Source organism: Janthinobacterium sp. (assembly GCF_031995485.1).
In the GTDB taxonomy this organism is placed as follows: domain Bacteria; phylum Pseudomonadota; class Gammaproteobacteria; order Burkholderiales; family Burkholderiaceae_D; genus Janthinobacterium.
This window is the reverse complement of sequence record NZ_DAMAGB010000037.1, coordinates 36,866-54,900: the sequence shown is the minus strand read 5'-3', so window position 1 is coordinate 54,900 and position 18,035 is coordinate 36,866. Positions and strand designations below refer to the sequence as shown.

The following is an 18,035-nucleotide window of genomic DNA, read 5'->3' as shown; positions in this document are numbered from 1 at the left end:
CACAGCCCGCACGGACCACCGAAATAGTTACCCTGAAGTTACTTTTGACAGGGTAAATCCGATATAGTCACACGATGTCGATACTGCGCGCCGGCCGCGTCCAGCATCCAAATACACTGAAATTCAAGGAGAGGTCCGTGGACTCCAACAACCAGATCAAGCCCGACGAAATCGAAATCCTGATCGTCGAGGACAGCCCGACCCAGGCCGAGCGCCTGCGCCGCCTGATCCAGTCGCTGCACTACAACGCGCGCGTGGCCGCCAATGGCCAGCTGGCCCTGGCCGCCATCCGCGAGCGCAAGCCGCACCTGGTGCTGTCCGATATCGTCATGCCCGAGATGAACGGCTACGACCTGTGCCGCGCCATCAAGGCCGACCCGACCCTGCGCGACATTCCCGTGATCCTGGTCACCTCGCTCAACGACCCGAAGGACATCATCCGCGGCATCGAGTGCGGCGCCGACAATTTCATCCGCAAGCCGTACGCGGAAGACTACCTGCTCAACCGCATCAGCCACATGCTGATGAACCAGAAGCTGCGCAAGAACCAGAACGTCGAGATCGGCATCGCGCTGTACCTGGGCGACCAGAAGCACTTCATCAATGCCGAGCGCCAGCAGATCCTCGACCTCTTGATCTCGACCTATGAACAGGCGGTGCAGGTCAATGGCGAGCTGCAGGCGCGCGAGCGCCAGGTGATCGAGCTGAACATGCGCCTGGCGCACCATGCGGCCGAACTGGAAACGACCAACCGCGAAATCGCGCTGAAAAACCTGGAACTGGCCGAGGCGAGCCGCATGAAGTCGGCCTTTATCGCCAATATGTCGCATGAGCTGCGCACGCCGCTGAACGCCATTATCGGCTTTACGGGCGCGCTGCTGATGAAACTGCCGGGGCCTCTCACGGCCGACCAGGACAAGCAGCTGACCACCATCCGCGCCAGCGCGCGCCACCTGCTCTCGCTGATCAACGACATCCTCGACGTGGCCAAGATCGAGGCGGGCAAGCTGACGCTGTCGATCGAGGCCGTGCCCTGCCATCAGCTGATTGCCGAAGTGGCAGAGACCTTGCGTCCGCTGGCCCAGCAAAAAGGCCTGGCGCTGGAAGTGGACGCCGGCTCGCAGCCGGTGGTGATCGACACCGACCGCCGCGCACTGACGCAGATCCTGATCAACCTGCTCAACAACGCCATCAAGTTCACCGAACAGGGCAGCGTGCGCATCGGCCTGGCCCAGCGCGAGGAAGACGGCGCGCTGGTGACCGAAATGAGCATTACCGACAGCGGCGCCGGCATCAAGGAAGAAGACCAGGCCAAGCTGTTCCAGGCCTTCTCGCAGCTCGATTCCACCTCGACGCGCCATGTGGAAGGCGCCGGCCTCGGCCTGTACCTGTGCCAGAACCTGGCCAACGCCATCGGCGGCGCGCTGTTCTTCAACAGCGATTATGGACAAGGCAGCACTTTTACGCTGGCCCTGCGCAGCAAGGCCTGAGCCGTGTGCACTGCAATATGAGGAGATGGATAATATGGTCAAACCGTCACCGTAGTTCTACGGTATTGCACTGCACCATTTTCGGCGCTATAGTGTAACTGTCTCCTCCAAGTCGTTCTCCGAACATTTGGATTCAGCCCGCGCCGCAAGGTTCGCGGGCTTTTTTTTGCCTATAGGCCATCGAACCAAACCTGCTGCGCGTCGCGCTTTGCGGCCGGCGATGCTCACCGTACTTGAGTACGGCTGCGCTTCTCGGCCACAAATCACTGCCGCTCGCTACGGTTTCGTTCGACGTCATGACGTCAACAAATTTTTCTCGCTGCTCATAGTTAAATCAAACGATTAAGTTATATCATTTGTTTGAGTTATGTGATTTAATTCCAGGCATGAAAAAACCTTCACCTCCGGCGACGCCTCAAGCGTCCGACAAGGACCAGCCAGCGTGCCAGCCCGGCTGGCGCAATCTGTTCGGCCATTGCGTGGCGCGCAAGCCCCGTTCCGATGGCGAGCAGTCGCGCGAGCGGCTGCTGCGCAGTGCCATCCGCCTGTTTGCCGAACAGGGCTATGCCCGCACCTCGACGCGCGAACTGGCGCAGGCGGCCGGCACCAATGCGGCCGCCATCAGCTATTACTTCGGCGACAAGGCCGGCCTGTACCGCGCCGCCTTCGCCGAGCAGTCGAGCGACCCGCAGGACAATATCGCGCTGTTCGACCAGCCCCATTTCACCTTGCGCCAGAGCCTGCAGGGCTTCTATGCGCAGATGCTCGCGCCGATGCAGCAGGGCGACATGGCGCGCGACGCCATGCGCCTGTGGTGCCGCGAAATGCTGGAACCGACCGGCCTGTGGGCGCGCGAGATCGACCAGAATATCCGCCCGGAACACGAAGCATTTACCCGCGTGCTGGCGCGCCACCTGGGCGCCAAGGCGGACAGCGACGACATGCACCGGCTGTCGTTTTCCATCGCTTCGCTCGCACTGCAGCATATGGTGGGCGCCGAAGTGATCCAGACGCTGCGCCCGCAGCTGATGGCCACGCCACAAGCGGCCGAGACCTGGCTGGGGCGCATGGTCGACTATGCGCTGGCAATGGCCGAAGTCGAGCGCGCCCGCCTGCATTCCATTACCCCGATTCCAACCATCGATACCGCAAAAGGACAAGCATGAGGAAGTCTGAATACGCCCTGGCCGCCAGCATGATGCTGGCGCTGGCAGGCTGCGCCTTGCAGGGACCGCCACGCAGCGTGGAAGCGCCCGCCCCCGCCAGCTGGCACGCGCCATTGCCGCACAACGGCAACGTGGTCGACCTGGCCAGCTGGTGGCAGCAGCAGGGCGACCCGCTGCTGGTGGAACTGATCGCCGACGCCCAGCAGGTCAGCCCGACCATTGCCACGGCGCGCACGCGCATCGTGCAATCGCGCGCCGACCGTGTCGCCAGCGGCGCGGCGCTGGCGCCCGCGCTGGACGCCACCGGCAGCGTGGTGCGCACCAGCCAGCAGTCGGCGCAGCCGGGCGGTACCACCTCGCAGGCGGCGCTGCAGGCGTCGTGGGAAATCGATGTCTTCGGCGCCAACCGCGCCACGCGCGACGCGGCCCAGGAACGCTATGACAGCGCGCAGGCCGGCTGGCACGACGCACGCGTATCGGTCGCGGCCGAAGTGGCGAACCAGTATTACAGCCTGCGCGCCTGCCGCCAGCTGCAAAGCGTGGCCGAACAGGATGCCGCCTCGCGCAGCGATTCGGCGCGCCTGACGCAGCTGAGCGCCGACGCCGGCTTCCAGCCGCCAGCCACCGCCGCGCTGGCGCGCGCCAGCGCCGCCGAAGGCGCCAGCCGCGCCATCGAACAGCGCGCCGCCTGCGACGTGGAGGTGCAGGCGCTGGTGGCCTTGTCCGCCATGCCGGAGGACACGCTGCGCGCAAAGCTGGCGGCGGCCCCGCTGGTGGTTCCCGCCCCCGTGGCGATCAATGCGCTGCCGGCACAGACGCTGGCGCAGCGGCCCGACATCTTCAGCGCCGAGCGCGAAGTGGCGGCCGCCAGCTTTGAAGTCAGTGGCGCCAAGGCTCAGCGCTATCCGCGCCTGACGCTGGCCGGCTCGATTGGCAAGGGCAATATCCGCAGCGGTGGAGAAAGCATCACGGCCAGCACCTGGAATATCGGCCCGCTGGCCGTCAGCCTGCCGATCTTCGACGGCGGCCGCCGCCGCGCCCAGGTCGATGCCGCCGTGGCGCGCTATGACGAGGCGGTCGTGAAATACCGCGCCGGCGTGCGCCAGGCCGTGCGCGAAGTGGAAGAAGCGCTGCTGAACCTGCAAAGCACGGATGCGCGCAGCAGCCACGCACAGACGGCTTTGGACGGCTACCGCGTGTCGTTTGTCGCCACCGAAGACCGCTATAAGAATGGCCTGGCCAGCCTGATCGAACTGGAGGACGCGCGCCGCACGCGCCTGGCCGCCGAAAACACCGTGGTCAATCTGCAGCGCGAACGCAGCAGCGCCTGGGTGGCGCTGTACCGCGCCGCCGGCGGCGGCTGGAATGCCAGCCAGGCCACCACCTCCCCGACACCCTGAGACGCGTCACCCTGGACGGACTAGAACATGAAAAAACTGACATTCAAACCGATTACCGTGGCGATCGCCGCGCTGTGCATCGCCGCCGGCGCCGGCGTGGCGCTGTATTCGCCCGCCTCCACCGCGGCCGACGAAAAAGACAAGAACGCGGTGCAAAAACCTGCGCTGACGGTTACCACCGCCAAACCGCAAACGAGCAGGCTGCCGATCAAATTGAGCGCCAACGGCAACGTGGCCGCCTGGCAGGAAGCCGTTATCGGCAGCGAATCGAACGGCCTGCGCCTGACGGAGGTGCGCGTCAACGTGGGCGACGTGGTGCGCGCCGGCCAGGTGCTGGCCGTGTTCTCGAACGACACCATCAACGCCGACGTGGCGCAGACCAGGGCCGCCGTGCTGGAAGCGGAAGCGAATGCAGCCGAAGCGGCGGCCAACGCCGGGCGCGCTCGCTCGCTGCAGGCGACGGGCGCCATCAGCGCCCAGCAGATCAGCCAGTACCTGACGGCCGAACAGACGGCCAATGCCCGCATCGCATCAAGCAAGGCGCAGCTGGCGGCGCAGCAACTGCGCCTCAAATACACGCAGGTCGTGGCGCCCGACAGCGGCGTGATTTCGTCGCGTTCGGCCACGGTCGGCTCGGTAGTGGGCGCCGGTACGGAACTGTTCCGCATGATCCGCCAGGGCCGCCTCGAATGGCGCGCCGAAGTAACGGCATCGGAACTGCTCAACCTGAAACCGGGCACGCTGGCCGAAGTGAAGGCCGCCAACGGCAGCGTATTGACCGGCAAGGTGCGCATGATTGCGCCGACGGTCGATCCGCAGACGCGTTCGGCGCTGGTGTATGTGGACCTGCCGGCCACCACCGGCAGCAATGCGCCGTTCAAGGCCGGCATGTATGCCAGCGGCGCGTTCGAACTGGGTACCTCGGGTGCATTGACGGTGCCGCAGCAGGCGATCGCCGTGCGCGACGGCTTCAGCTATGTGTTCCGCCTGAACGCCGACCAGCGCGTCAGCCAGATCAAGGTGCAGCCGGGACGGCGCCTGACGGACCGCATCGAGATTTTGAGCGGCATCACGGGCGACACCACCATCGTGGTCAATGGCGCGGGCTTTCTCAATGATGGCGACCTGGTTCGCAATGTCGCGACACCAGCAGCACCAGCAGCACCGGCAGCACCGGCGAAGAAATAAGGAAAAATCATGAATTTTTCCTCCCTGTCGATCAAGAACCCGATTCCGGCCATCATGCTGTTTGCATTGCTGACGCTGGCCGGCCTGCTCGCCTACAAAGCCAATCCGGTGCAGGACTTCCCGGACATTGAACTGCCGATCGTCACCGTCAGCGCCTCGCTGCCGGGCGCCGCGCCGGCCCAGCTGGAAACGGAAGTGGCGCGCAAGATCGAGGACTCGGTCGCCACCCTGCAAGGCGTGAAGAACATCTATACCAAGGTGCTCGACGGCGTGGCCACCATCACCGTCGAATTTATTCTGGAAAAGCAGATCGCCGAAGCCGTCAACGATGTGCGCGATGCGGTGGCGCGCGTCAAGGCCGACATGCCGGCCGAGCTGCGCGATCCAACCGTCACCAAGGCCTCCACGGCCGGCCGGGTGGTGCTGACCTTTATCGCCTCGCCCAAGCCGGGCGTCGACAATCCGCTCGATGCGCCCGACCTGTCCTGGTATGTCGACAACACGGTCGCCAAGCGCCTGCTGACGGTGCCCGGTGTCGGCGCCGTCACGCGCCTGGGCGGCGTGTACCGCGAGATCCAGGTGGAGCTCGACGAAGCGCAGATGGCCGCGCTGAAGGTGTCGGCGCTCGATGTATCGCGCCAGCTGCGCCTGGTGCAACGCGAAGCGCCCGGCGGACGCGGCGACGTCAGCGGCGCCGAACAGTCGGTGCGCACCATCGCCACCGTGAAGACGGCGGAAGAACTGTCGCGCGTCGATATTCCGCTGCCGGACGGACGCCACGTGCGCCTCGACCAGGTGGCCAATGTGCGCGACACGATCGCCGAGCCGCGCGCGCTGGCCGAGCAGGATGGCAAGCGGGTGGTGGCATTCGAGGTATTCCGCACCAAGGGCGCCAGCGAAGTGGCGGTTGCCAATGGCGCGCGCGAGGCGGTGGCAGACCTGCAGAAGGAAAACCCCAGCATCGTGATCCAGCAGTCGATCGACAATGCCTTCCCGGTGGAGGAAAACTTCGACGGCTCGATGGAACTGCTGTACGAAGGCGCGCTGCTGGCCGTGCTGGTGGTATGGTGGTTCCTGCGCGACTGGCGCGCCACGCTGGTCGCTGCCGCCGCCCTGCCGCTGTCGGTAATGCCGGCTTTCCTCGGCATCTACTGGTTCGGCTATACGCTCAATACCGTCACCCTGCTGTCGCTGGCGCTGGTGGTCGGCGTGCTGGTCGACGACGCCATCGTGGAGATCGAAAATATCTCGCGCCATCTGCGCATGGGCAAGTCGCCGATGGAAGCGGCCATGGAAGCGGCCGATGAAATCGGCATGGCGGTGATCGCCACCACGTTTGCGCTGGTGGCGGTGTTCCTGCCGACCGCCTTCATGAGCGGCATTCCCGGCCTGTTCTTCAAGCAGTTCGGCTGGACCGCCGTGCTGGCGGTACTGGCGTCCCTGGTGGTGGCGCGGCTGCTGACACCGATGATGGCGGCGTATATATTGAAACCGCTGGCGCACAAGGAAGAACAGGACAGCTGGCTGATGACGCGCTACCTCAATACCATGCGCTGGTGTTTGAACCACCGCGGCATTACGGCGATCGCCTCGATGGTGTTCTTTGTCTGTTCCATCATGCTGGTGCCGCTGCTGCCGACCGGTTTCGTGCCGGCCGCCGACCGCGCGCAGACGCAGATCAACCTGGAGCTGCCGCCCGGCTCCACGCTGGCGGAAACCCAGGCGGTGGCGGCGCAGGCGCGCAATGCGGCGATGCAGGTGCCCGGCATCAAGGGCGTCTTCAGCTCCATCGGTGGCGGCTCCAGCGGCGACGCGTTCGCGCCGGGCGCGGCCGCTGAAGCGCGCCGCGCCGTGCTGACCCTGACCACCGTGCACCGCACCGACCGCAAGGAATCGATGGCGGGACTGGAATCGCAGCTGCGCGGCAAGCTCGACGCCATTCCCGGCGCCCGCTTCACCGTCGGCCCGCCCGACACGGGCGTCAAGATGCAGCTGGTGCTGCGTTCGGAAGACCCGGTTGCGTTGATGGCTGCCGCACAAAAGGTCGAGCGCGAACTGCGCGGTTTGAAAGGCATCGGCAACGTCAACTCCAGCGCCTCGCTGGTGCGCCCGGAAATCATCGTGCGCCCCGACTTTGCCAAGGCGGCCGACCTGGGCGTCACCGCCGCGTCGATCGGCGAAACGGTGCGCGTGGCCACGGCCGGCGACTACGATACCGATTTGACCAAGATGAACCTGCCCGAACGGCAGGTGCCGATCCGCGTCAAGCTGCCCAACAGCGTGCGCGCCGACCTGGCCGCCATCGAACGCCTGACCGTGCCCGGCAAGAACGGCCCGGTACGCCTGGCCAGCGTGGCCAGCGTCACCATGGAAAGCGGCCCGGCGCAGATCGACCGCCTGAACCGCAGCCGCAACGTGACGCTGGACGTGGAACTCGGCTCGCGCACCTTGGGCGAATTGAACGAGGAGGCGCGCGCGCTGCCGTCGATGAAGAACCTGCCGGCCTCCGTCAAGATCGCGGAACTGGGCGACGCGCAGGAAATGGCCTCGCTGTTCGCCAGCTTCGGCCTGGCCATGCTGATCGGCGTGCTGTGCATCTACTGTGTGCTGGTGCTGCTGTTCAAGGACTTCATGCAGCCGGTAACCATTTTGGCGGCGCTGCCGCTGTCGATCGGCGGCGCCTTCGTGGCCTTGCTGATCACCGGCAGCGCCCTGTCGATGCCATCGATGATCGGCCTGATCATGCTGATGGGGATCGTTACCAAGAACTCGATCCTGCTGGTCGATTATGCAATCCTGGCGCGCGAGGCCGGCATGGACCGTTTCGATGCCTTGGTCGATGCCTGCCACAAGCGCAGCCGTCCGATCCTGATGACGACGATTGCCATGGGCGCCGGCATGATGCCGCTGGCGCTGGGCTGGGGCGCCGACCCGAGCTTCCGCTCGCCGATGGCGATTACCGTCATCGGCGGCCTGATCACCTCGACGCTATTGAGCCTGCTGGTGGTGCCGGCCGTGTTCACCTATATCGACGACCTCGAACATCTGCTCAAGCGTCTCAGGGACAAGCTGCGCCGCCACAAGGCACCCGCAGGCAAAGTGGCGCTCGACAAGCATTGAGCTAACGATACGTAGGTCGGATTAGCGGCCCCGGCGCCGCGTAATCCGACAACATCGTTGGCTGAGCAAATCAAGAAAAGCGATGGCCAGGCCCCGTGCCTGCGCCATCGCTTTTGTCTATCTGGCATACTGCGCCAATCGTCTATTACGCAATTGGCACTCTCATGAACCATACAAAACCGCTGGCGCTGTTACTGGCCTGTACTCTGCTCGGCGCCTGCTCGGACAAGACCGCACCGGTGCCGGCCCAGGCCAGCGCCGCCGCGCCGCCACCGCCCGCTGTTCCCGCAGCCGCCCCGGCCGACACGCCAGCCGCCGAAGCCGCAGTGGCCGCCAAGACCGACGACATGAAAACCCCCGAGGCGCGCGCGCGCGACAGCAAGCTGGAGGCCGACATGATGCGCGCCGTCTTCGGCAAGAACTACCGTCCCGACAGCGACGATGCGCTGGCCGACCTGCCCGACCCGGACAGCAAGGAAAAAAACGCCGACAAGCTCAGTTATGTGGTCAGCGCCGTCAGTCACAAGCTGCTGCCGGACGGGCGCGCCATCCTGGTCGCCAATGCGGAAACGGCCAACAACGAAGGTACGGCCGAATCGGCCCACGCCTCGCCAGGCTTGCTCAACGTGTTTTACCTGGCGCCCAAGGGCAAGCCCGGCGACGAGTCGTGGCAGGTGGTCAGGCGGATGGAAAACATCGACAGCCTGGGCTCGTCCGGCCAGCTCGGCGAGGTGCACTGGGTAATGCTGGGCGCCGGCAAGCCGGGCCTGGTGATCCGCCACGGCTACACGGGCCAGGGCTACACGATCACGCAGCTGGCGCTGTTCGAACTGGGCGAGGACAAGGTCACGTCACTGGAAGGCGGCATCGAACTGCACTCGGACAATGACGGCGCCTGCGGACCCGAGACGGAAGAATGCTGGATGGTCGACGGCAGCTGGCACTTTGCCGCCGCGCGCGATGGCGGGGCGTATGACGACCTGCTGATCGACTTCAAGGGCGCCAGGGAAAAAATCAAGCCGGGCGTGACCGTCAAGCCGGACCAGGAGCCACCGCGCACCACCACCCCGATCAGCGGCCATGCGCGCTATGCGTTCGATGGCAAGAAGTACAAGCTGGTGGAGGGGAAGAACATCGTGCCGGAGGTGTGAAACGACTCCGGACCATGCGCAGGTCGGATTAGCGCGCCAGCGCATAGGCGCGTAAGCCGACAACATAGTTGGCGCGGCCGGTGGTGGCGTCGGATTACGCGCAAGCGCCAATCCGACCTACCCGCCCCGCGAATGGATGCCGGCTATTTTCGCACCGCTTCCAGCCGCGCCATCAGCGGCGCATACATCTCGCGCGTATGGCTGGTCCAGCGCTTTGCAGCGCTGTCGATATCCTGGCACAGGCGCTCCGACAGGATGGTGTCGCCCTGCTGCAGCGCCCAGATCGCATATTCGGCGCGCGTTTCAAAACTGCCGTAGCGCGTCATCGCATCGTCGAATTCCGCCTTCGCTTCCGCCTGCCGCCCGCTTTGCGCCAGCGCGCGCGCCGTCAGCAGCGCGACGACCTCGGGACGAAAATGGATATCGGTGCGGCGGATGAATTCCAGGTGCGTCAGGGCCTCCGCCCCGCGTTCGCATTCCAGGTAGGCGCGCGCGGCGCCCATGCGGATTTCCAGGTCGGATGCGAACGCGCCCTGCAGGCAGGCTTCATAGGTGCCGGCCGCCGCCTGCGGGTCGCCCGCTTCCAGCTGCGCGCTGGCCAGGCGCATCTGGTTTTGCGCCGTCGGCGTATAGTCGTAGGCGGCGCGCGCTTCGCGCAGTTCGCGGTGCGGGTCAAACACCTGTACTGCCACCGAGGCGACCTTGCGCGCGCCCTGCGGCAGGCGCGAGTTGGGCAGGTAGATCGCAAAAAAATACACCAGGCTGCCCAGCAGGGGGAAGATGAACAGTATCAGCAGCCAGTACAGCGGCTGCCCGTTGCGCACCACATGCACCGCAAAAAATAACGCGACCAGTATGTTCAGGCCTATGCCGAGAATCTCCATGCCCTTCTTTCTCCATTCATTGATGATGGCCGATCTTACACCGGCTCATATCAGCCTGCCATGCCGCAAAACTTAAGGTGCCGGCTGCCAGCCGCCGCCCATGGCGCGGTATAAATCCACCGAAGCGACCAGGATGCGCGTCTTCAGCTGCAGCAGTCCCACGTCGGCGCTGTACAGCGAACGCTGGGCGTCGAGTTCTTCCAGGTAGGATGCATAGCCGTTGCGGTAGCGGTTGTGCGCGATGCGCAGCGTTTCGGCCGAGGTAGCGCGGCGCGCGTCGTTCTCCACCGCCTGCTGGCGCAGCCGGTAGATGGCGCCCAGGCTGTTCTCGGTTTCGGAAAAAGCGTTTCTCACCACGTTTTCATAGGTGTACGCCAGCTGGTCGCGCTGGGCGCCGGCGATATCGGTCTGCGCCTGCACGCGACCGCCGTCGAACAGCGGGCCGGCCGCCAGCGCGCTCAGGCGCCACAGGGCCGTGGGCGCATGCAAAAAGTCCGTCAGCGTGGTGGCCTGGCCGCCGCCGGTGGCGGTCAGCTTGAACGAGGGCAGCAGCTGGTCGCGCGTGGCCGCCAGCGTCGCGTTGGAAGCGGCCAGGTTATGTTCGGCGCGCGCGATGTCGGGGCGGCGGCGCAGCAGTTCGGACGGCAGGCCGGCCGGCACCGGCGGCGCGCTCAGTTCCTGCAAAGTCAAGCCGCGCGCGATCGGGCCGGGATTGCCGCCGACCAGCACTGCCAGCGCGTTTTCCTGTTCGAAGATCTGGCGTTCCAGCTGCGGTATCTGTTCGGCCGCAGCATGGTACTCCGACTGCGCCTGCTGCCATTCGAGCTGCGAGCTGTAGCCCACCTCGAACTGCTTGCGCGCCAGCTCGCGCGACTGCACGCGCAGTTCCAATGTGGCCTGCGTCAGCGCCAGCTGGGCATCGAGGCCGCGCAAATTCAGGTAGGCCGTGGCCACGCTGCCGGCAATCGACAGCGCCGCCGCATCGAGGCTGGCCTGCTCGGCGCGAAAGCTCTCGGCCGATGCATCGGTCAGTTTGCCCAGCCTTCCCCACACGTCGATTTCATAGCTGGCCTGCAGCTCGGCCTGGAAGACATTCGTCACATACGGCACGCCGCTCGAGGCCAGCGTGCGCGTGCGTGTTGGCGAGCCGTCAAACGACAGCGTGGGCGCATGGTTGGCGCCGGCCTGCGCCAGGCGCGCGCGGTATTCCTCCACGCGGGCGCGCGCCACGCGCAGGTCGCCATTGTGGGCCAGCGCGGTGGCCACCAGATTGCTCAGCACCGGGTCGCCAAACGACTGCCACCACAGCTGCTCGACTCTGGCGGAACCCGGCTCGGCGCCAGCCGCCTGCGCGCGCCAGCCAGACGGCAGCTGCAGGCTCGACGCAGGCTGCGGCGGCGCCTTGGCGGCGCAGCCTGCCAGCGCCACCGCCAGTGCGGCGACGATCAACAGCGGGCGGCGCTTCATGGTTTTGCTTTCTTCGGTGCCGGCGGCGGCGCCGGATTGTCCGCCGAGTCGTTCAGCACGGCCGACGTATCGACGCTGACCACCACCGACATGCCCGGCACCAGCCGGCGCGCATTGGCCTGGCCCGCATCGATGCGGATGCGCACGGGAATGCGCTGGGCGATTTTCAGGTAGTTGCCGGTGGCGTTATCGGCCGGCAGCACGGAAAACTCGGAACCGGTGGCCGGCGAAATCCGCTCCACCTGGCCGGTCAGCACGGCGCCATCGAGCGCGTCGACGTGGAAGGTGGCGCTCTGCCCTTCCTGCACGCCGTTCATCTGGGTTTCCTTGAAATTGGCGATTACCCACATCTGGCGCGGCACCACGGCCATCAGCTGCGAGCCGGAATTGACGAACGCGCCCTGGCGCACCGTCACCTGGCCCAGCTGGCCGTCCGACGGCGCGATGATGCGCGTGTTATCGAGATCGATCTTCGCCGCTTTCACTGCCGCCTGCGCATTGGCGACCGCGGCGGCCAGCGCCTGCTTGTTGACCACCACCGACTGCACGCTTTGCTGCGCAATATCGACATTGGCTTTTGCCTGCGCCAGCGCGGCCGCCATCTGCGCCTGGGTGGCGCGTGACTGGTCGAATTCGCGCTGCGACAGCGAGCCGTCGGCCACCAGCTGCTCGACGCGATTGAGGTCGGCGGCCGATTTTTTCGCCTGCGCTTCGGCGTTCGCCAGCGCGGCGCGGCTGACCGCAATGCCCGCCTCGGAACTGGCGCGCTGCTGCGTCCAGTTCGACAGCGCCGCCTCCTGCGCGGCCAGCTGGGCCTGCGCCTGCTCGTAGCGCTGCTGGTAGATGCGGTCGTCGATGCGCACCAGCAGCTGGCCCGCCTTCACATCCATGAAATCCTGCACATTGACTTCCACCACATAGCCGGACAGCTGCGTGCCGATCACCGTCACCTGGCCGCGCACGGTGGCGTTTTCGGTGGTGACGATCGGGCTGGTAAATGGCGGCAGGCGCCACGCATACAGCACGATCAGCACGCCGACGATGGCCACCGCCGCAAACGCGATGGTCGACAGCCACTGCAGGCGGCGGTCCGGCGGCGGTGGCGTGGAAGCGGCCGGTGCGGCAGGGGCGGGAGTGGACGCTGGCGCAGCGGCGGGCGGCGGATTGTTATTTTCTGTCATTGCTCGGTTCCGAATTGGTAATGGGGACGATGGACATGGCGGTCTGCGCGTCGCGCACGGGACCGACCAGGCGCCGCGCGCCGCTGGTGATGTCGGTCCAGAACTGGCTGACCAGCATCCACAGCAGGGTCACGATGGCAACCGCGGCGATCATCAGGAAGACATCGTTATAGGCCAGCACATTGGCCTCGCGCGTGGCGGCCGCGCCCAGGCGCGCCACGCCTGCGGCGCTGCGCAGCACGGGATCGGTGAGCGTGCTGCCATAGGCGCTGGCGCCCGACTGCACGCGCGCGGCCACGTTCGGGTCAAGCATGGTCAGGTGCTCGACCAGGTAGCTCGAATGGTATTTTTCACGCGCCGTCTGGAACGTGCCGACGATGGCCGAACCGAGCAGGCCACCGATATTCTGCGTCATGGTAAACATCACGGAAAAGCTGACCAGATTGCGCGGTTCGGCAATCACGGCGCCCATGCCGGCCACCATGGTGGGTCCCAGAAAATAGGTGCCGCCAAAGGCCAGCAGGAACTGGCTGACATACATGTTGACGGGGCGCGTCTGGCTGGTGGCGTGGGCGTCGATCAGGGAGCCGATGGCGATCAGCAGCAGCGCGAACATCAGCGAGCGGTGCACCCGCGCCGGATTGATCATCACGGCGCTCAGCAACAGGCCCGCCACGCTGCCCAGCAGCACCACCACGAACAGGTTCTGCATCTGATCCGTGTTCAGCCCCAGCGCCTGCAGAAAACCCACCGCGCCGGTCGACTCGGACAGCACGATGCGAAACAGCAGCACCGACAGAAACAGCTTGGCGATCTTGCCGGTACTGAGCCAGCGCGTATTGAGCAGCGGGCGCGTGCGGTTATGCTCGATCGCCAGCGCGGCCGTGATCAGCACGATGGAGGCCACCAGGCACACGCCCACCCATTCGGACTCCATCCACCACGCGGTGCGGCCCTGCGCCAGCACCGCGCACAGCAGCGCCACGCCCGGCGCGAACAAAATAAAGGTCAGGAAGTCGAGCGGCTCGAAGGTCTGCATGCGGTCGCCCGGGGGCAGCTTCAGCGCCAGCACGCAACCCAGCGCCAGCAGGCACAGTCCCAGCTCGAACAGGTACAGGCCGTGCCATTCGCCCAGTTCCAGCAGTTCGGAGGTAAAGATGCGCGCCAGCGGCAGCGCCAGCTGGGCAAAGCCGAGGCCCAGCACCACGCCCTTCAGGCGGTGTTTGGCGGGGAAGGCCTGCAAGGTGTAATACAGGCCCAGCACCCCCAGCGCGCCGCCGACCATGCCATGCGCGGCGCGCACGGCGATCGCCGACGACAGGGTATTGGCATACAGGTGGGCAAACGTCACCAGCGCATACAGGATCAGGAAGGCTTCGGTAAACAGGCGCAGGCCGAACTGCTGGCGAAACTTCACCAGCAGCAGGTTCATCGAGACGATGGTCATCACATAGGCGGCCGGCAGCCACTGCATCTGGTAGGCATACGCGCCCAGCGAGCCTTGCAGGTTGAGCAGGTTGGCCGTCACCAGGCCATTGCCCAGGCCACCCGTCAGGGCCACGATCAGGCCGACGATAAAGTACGCGACGCGCTTCGGCGTCGAGTGCTCGGGCGTCGAGGGCGAACCGGGCAAGTTCGGGCGTTCTCCCGGATTCCAGGTTCTTGGTGTGTACTTGTCCATGCGGCTGTCGTGATCGGGTTTGCTGGCGCGGTTCATTGCTGCTGTCAAGCATGAACGGCTACAGGCAGCAGCATATCACCGCAGGGAAATTTTATTGGTTATGTTGCGGGTGGGGGGAAGCAATAGGGAAAGCAAATAAAACCCCAAGGCAACGACTGGGGTCGGACCCTCAGGGGCCGACCCCAGCCCTTCGCTTGGGGTTAACTACAATTACACGCGCGGCGGATCTGTTTCACGTGCAAACTCGCGGTGCGCGGCCAGCGCCTTCTTGAAAGCGGCCACCGCTTTTACATCGCCAGCTGCGGCAATGATGATGGCCGGATCAGGGCTACCGTCAGGCAAGGTGGTCGGCACGCCGGCCTTGTCCAGCAAGCCCTTGCCGGCGTCGCTCACCAGCATCGGCTTGCAGTGACGGAATTGCTGGCGCACGAAGTCCAGCGCGTTCGCATCCATCGCCAGCCGTTCCGCGGCCGCTTCGCCATCAGGGATCACGACAGCGTCGAACAGCACCGACGGACCCGCTTCCAGCGTCACTTCCACGGCCAGCGGTGCGCCGGCAGTCGTGTCAACACGGCCCAGCTGGCTGGCCACCAGGCGCGGCACGGCGCCATCGGCCAGCAGCGACGCGTAGATATTGCGCACCTGCACAGCATCGCTGCCTGGCGCCACCAGGATCGCCACGCGGCGCGTATGGATACCGGTCTTGCCCGGACGGAAAGTCAGCGACAGCGATGGCGCTGCCGGATAGTCCGGCACCGGCACGATGGCCATGCGCGGCATGGCCGGCGGCAGCGCCAGGCCCAGGCCATCGGCCAGGCGCTGCGCCAGCATTTCATCGACATTGCGCAGCATCGAGACGATGCGCACGCGGATCGCCACGGTCTGCACCTTGGTCAGCTCGAAGCGGAAGGCGTTGACGATATGGTCCTGCTCGACCGGCGTCTGGCTGATGAAGAACTGGCGCGCCTGGCCGAAGTGCTCGGCAAACTTCTCGGCCTTGCCACGCACCTTGTCGCCTTCGGTCGGTTGCGGGAAACTGTTGAAACCGCGCTCGCCTGCCTGGAACGGCGCGCCGCCGGCCAGCGAGTTCGGCTCATACGCCACGCGGCCACGGTTGATGGCCTGGCGGTGCATGCCGTCGCGCTGGTTGTTGTGTACTTGGGCAACGGACGAGTTGATCGGAATTTCATGGAAATTCGGACCACCGAGGCGCGTCAGCTGGGTGTCGACGTAGGAGTGGATGCGGCCCTGCAGCAGCGGATCGTTGGTGAAATCGATGCCGGGCACCAGGTGCGCGGTACAGAACGCCACTTGTTCCGTTTCTGCAAAGAAGTTGTCCGGATTGCGGTTCAGCACCATCTTGCCGACCGGGATCAGTGGAATCACTTCTTCCGGGATCAGCTTGGTGGCATCGAGGACGTCGAATTCGAACGCTTCGGCCTGCTCTTCCGTAAACACCTGGAAGCCCAGTTCCCACTCGGGATATTCGCCCGCTTCGATCGCTTCCCACAGGTCGCGGCGGTGGAAGTCGGAATCGGCGCCGCTGATCTTGACGGCTTCATCCCAGACCAGCGAATGGGTGCCGGCTGCCGGCGTCCAGTGGAATTTACAGAAGACCGACTGGCCTGCCGCATTGACCAGGCGGAAGGTATGGACGCCGAAACCCTGCATGGTGCGGTAGCTGCGCGGAATCGCACGGTCCGACATCACCCACATCAGCATGTGGGAAATTTCCGGCATCAGGGACGCGAAATCCCAGAACGTGTCATGCGCGCTGGCAGCCTGCGGAATGCCGTTGTTCGGTTCCGGCTTGACGGCATGCACCAGGTCCGGGAACTTGATGGCGTCCTGGATAAAGAACACGGGGATATTGTTGCCGACCAGGTCCCAGTTGCCTTCGTCCGTATAGAACTTGACGGCAAAGCCGCGCACGTCGCGCGCCGTATCGGTCGAACCGCGTTCGCCGGCGACGGTCGAGAAACGCACGAACACGGGCGTGCGCTTGCCGGCCTTGCTGAACAGCGAAGCGCGCGTCAGGTCGCTTTGCTCCTGATAACATTCGAAGTAGCCATGGGCGGCCGAACCGCGCGCATGCACCACGCGCTCGGGGATGCGCTCATGGTCGAAATGCGTGATCTTTTCGCGCAGGATAAAGTCTTCCAGCAGCGTGTGGCCACGCAGGCCCGCTTTCAGCGAGTTCTGGTTGTCGCCAACCGGCACGCCGTGGTTGGTAGTGAGCACGCAGCCGCTGTCGTCGGCGCGCACGCGGTCGAGCGGCAGGTTGTTGGCATTGGCGCCCAGTTGCGGCTTGCCCGCGCCCAGTTTCGGCGACGCCACGGTTTCGCCCGTGGTGCTGCCGGTGGCGGCCGGATCGGTGGCGTCCACATGCACGCCTTCGAGCGGCGTGCGGGCCGCATCGCCATACTGGCCGGCGACATTCGGATTGGCGGGCATGGCGTCGGACAAGGCTTGACTGGCGGCAACTTTGCGCAGCAGGGTGTCGGCTGCCTCGTTGCTGCTGCCCAGGCTTTGCGGCGGCGTCGTTTCGGAAGGACCGGCCATGCTGCTCAAGACGGAACCTGCGCCATCGGTGGATGGTGCTTTCTTATTGGTAGCCATACATCTCCTGTAAGTGAGGATTTTTTAAAACTAAGTTTAATTACCAGGCAAAAACAATGAACACGACCAACAGTTTCAACTGCATACGAATTGTTGTGCCATCACGCAGATGGGCGCCGGACCAGCTCGCCTAAAAGGCAAACCGGGCCAGCGCCCACGACAGACTGGTGTCTGCTTGCGTCAGTAGTGATTCACGCCTTATTTGCGTGCACCGAGCAGTTTCGACAGGCCATAGCCAGCTGCCAGGGCGACCAGCAGGGAGGTGGCTGGACGTTCGCGCACATAGGTGCGGCCCGTTTCGCCGGCGCGCTGGCAAGCGGCGCCCCACTCTTTGCTGCGCTCAACCAGCTTGTCCGACGCCGAGCTGACGGTATCGCTGACGGCATTGATTTTTTCGCCGACCTGCTCAACGCCGCTGTGCACGCTGGCAGCGACCTTGTCGATCACTGGCTGGGCTTTGTCGGCGACTTTATCGGCGACCTTGTCGACCGCGTTGTGTGCATCCTTGCGGGCATCCTGGGCGGTGTCTTTGATGTCGGTGGCGGCTTTGTCGATTGCGTTTGCGTTCATGATGGTTTCCTTTTAGTGATAAATAAAATCCAACCATGCTCGATGTCTGACCGAATCATGATTTTCCTCGCCTCCATAAAAAAGAGGCGACTTAAACGCTGCCGGGCTGATGCGTATC

At 65.0% G+C, this 18,035-nt stretch carries 12 protein-coding genes; 6 read left to right on the top strand and 6 right to left on the bottom strand.

Annotation, left to right across the window (positions count from 1 at the left end):
* Nucleotides 1-137: 137 nt before the first annotated feature.
* The 6 genes from RTQ46_RS19105 to RTQ46_RS19080 all read left to right on the top strand — a co-directional run bounded on the left by RTQ46_RS19105 (nucleotide 138) and on the right by RTQ46_RS19080 (nucleotide 9,515).
* The gene (locus RTQ46_RS19105) at nucleotides 138-1,490 is read left to right on the top strand and encodes a response regulator (RefSeq protein ID WP_312439078.1); all 1,353 of its coding nucleotides are present in this window, start codon (nucleotides 138-140) and stop codon (nucleotides 1,488-1,490) included.
* Nucleotides 1,491-1,876: 386 nt separating this feature from the next.
* The gene (locus tag RTQ46_RS19100; protein ID WP_312439076.1) at nucleotides 1,877-2,656 is read left to right on the top strand and encodes a CerR family C-terminal domain-containing protein; all 780 of its coding nucleotides are present in this window, start codon (nucleotides 1,877-1,879) and stop codon (nucleotides 2,654-2,656) included.
* On the top strand, nucleotides 2,653-4,056 hold the full coding sequence (locus RTQ46_RS19095; protein ID WP_312439075.1) for an efflux transporter outer membrane subunit: 1,404 nt from the start codon (nucleotides 2,653-2,655) through the stop codon (nucleotides 4,054-4,056). Before RTQ46_RS19100 ends, RTQ46_RS19095 begins: the two co-directional genes overlap by 4 nt.
* Nucleotides 4,057-4,083: 27 nt before the next feature.
* Complete coding sequence (locus RTQ46_RS19090; RefSeq protein ID WP_312439074.1) at nucleotides 4,084-5,244, top strand: efflux RND transporter periplasmic adaptor subunit; 1,161 nt, start codon at nucleotides 4,084-4,086, stop codon at nucleotides 5,242-5,244.
* Nucleotides 5,245-5,253: 9 nt separating this feature from the next.
* On the top strand, nucleotides 5,254-8,364 hold the full coding sequence (locus tag RTQ46_RS19085; protein WP_312439073.1) for an efflux RND transporter permease subunit: 3,111 nt from the start codon (nucleotides 5,254-5,256) through the stop codon (nucleotides 8,362-8,364).
* Nucleotides 8,365-8,528: 164 nt separating this feature from the next.
* The gene (locus RTQ46_RS19080) at nucleotides 8,529-9,515 is read left to right on the top strand and encodes a hypothetical protein (RefSeq protein WP_312439072.1); all 987 of its coding nucleotides are present in this window, start codon (nucleotides 8,529-8,531) and stop codon (nucleotides 9,513-9,515) included.
* Between the two features lie 143 nt (nucleotides 9,516-9,658).
* Here the strand turns inward: RTQ46_RS19080 and RTQ46_RS19075 are convergent, their stop codons facing one another.
* The 6 genes from RTQ46_RS19075 to RTQ46_RS19050 all read right to left on the bottom strand — a co-directional run bounded on the left by RTQ46_RS19075 (nucleotide 9,659) and on the right by RTQ46_RS19050 (nucleotide 17,917).
* Nucleotides 9,659-10,399 (bottom strand): hypothetical protein, encoded by a 741-nt coding sequence (locus tag RTQ46_RS19075; protein ID WP_312439071.1) that lies wholly within the window; start codon nucleotides 10,397-10,399, stop codon nucleotides 9,659-9,661.
* Nucleotides 10,400-10,471: 72 nt separating this feature from the next.
* Entirely contained in the window at nucleotides 10,472-11,866 is a 1,395-nt protein-coding gene (locus tag RTQ46_RS19070; RefSeq protein WP_312439070.1) for an efflux transporter outer membrane subunit, read from the bottom strand.
* Nucleotides 11,863-13,047 carry an HlyD family secretion protein gene (locus tag RTQ46_RS19065; protein ID WP_312439069.1) on the bottom strand — a complete coding sequence of 395 codons (1,185 nt, stop codon included), beginning with the start codon at nucleotides 13,045-13,047 and terminating at the stop codon, nucleotides 11,863-11,865. The genes RTQ46_RS19070 and RTQ46_RS19065 overlap by 4 nt, the downstream gene beginning before the upstream one ends.
* A complete protein-coding gene (locus tag RTQ46_RS19060) occupies nucleotides 13,034-14,764 on the bottom strand; it encodes an MFS transporter (RefSeq protein ID WP_312439068.1) in 1,731 nt (576 codons plus the stop codon). The genes RTQ46_RS19065 and RTQ46_RS19060 overlap by 14 nt, the downstream gene beginning before the upstream one ends.
* Nucleotides 14,765-14,938: 174 nt before the next feature.
* Nucleotides 14,939-17,347 carry a catalase gene (locus RTQ46_RS19055; protein WP_312439067.1) on the bottom strand — a complete coding sequence of 803 codons (2,409 nt, stop codon included), beginning with the start codon at nucleotides 17,345-17,347 and terminating at the stop codon, nucleotides 14,939-14,941.
* Nucleotides 17,348-17,545: 198 nt separating this feature from the next.
* Nucleotides 17,546-17,917 (bottom strand): hypothetical protein, encoded by a 372-nt coding sequence (locus RTQ46_RS19050; RefSeq protein WP_312439065.1) that lies wholly within the window; start codon nucleotides 17,915-17,917, stop codon nucleotides 17,546-17,548.
* Between the last annotated feature and the right edge of the window lie 118 nt (nucleotides 17,918-18,035).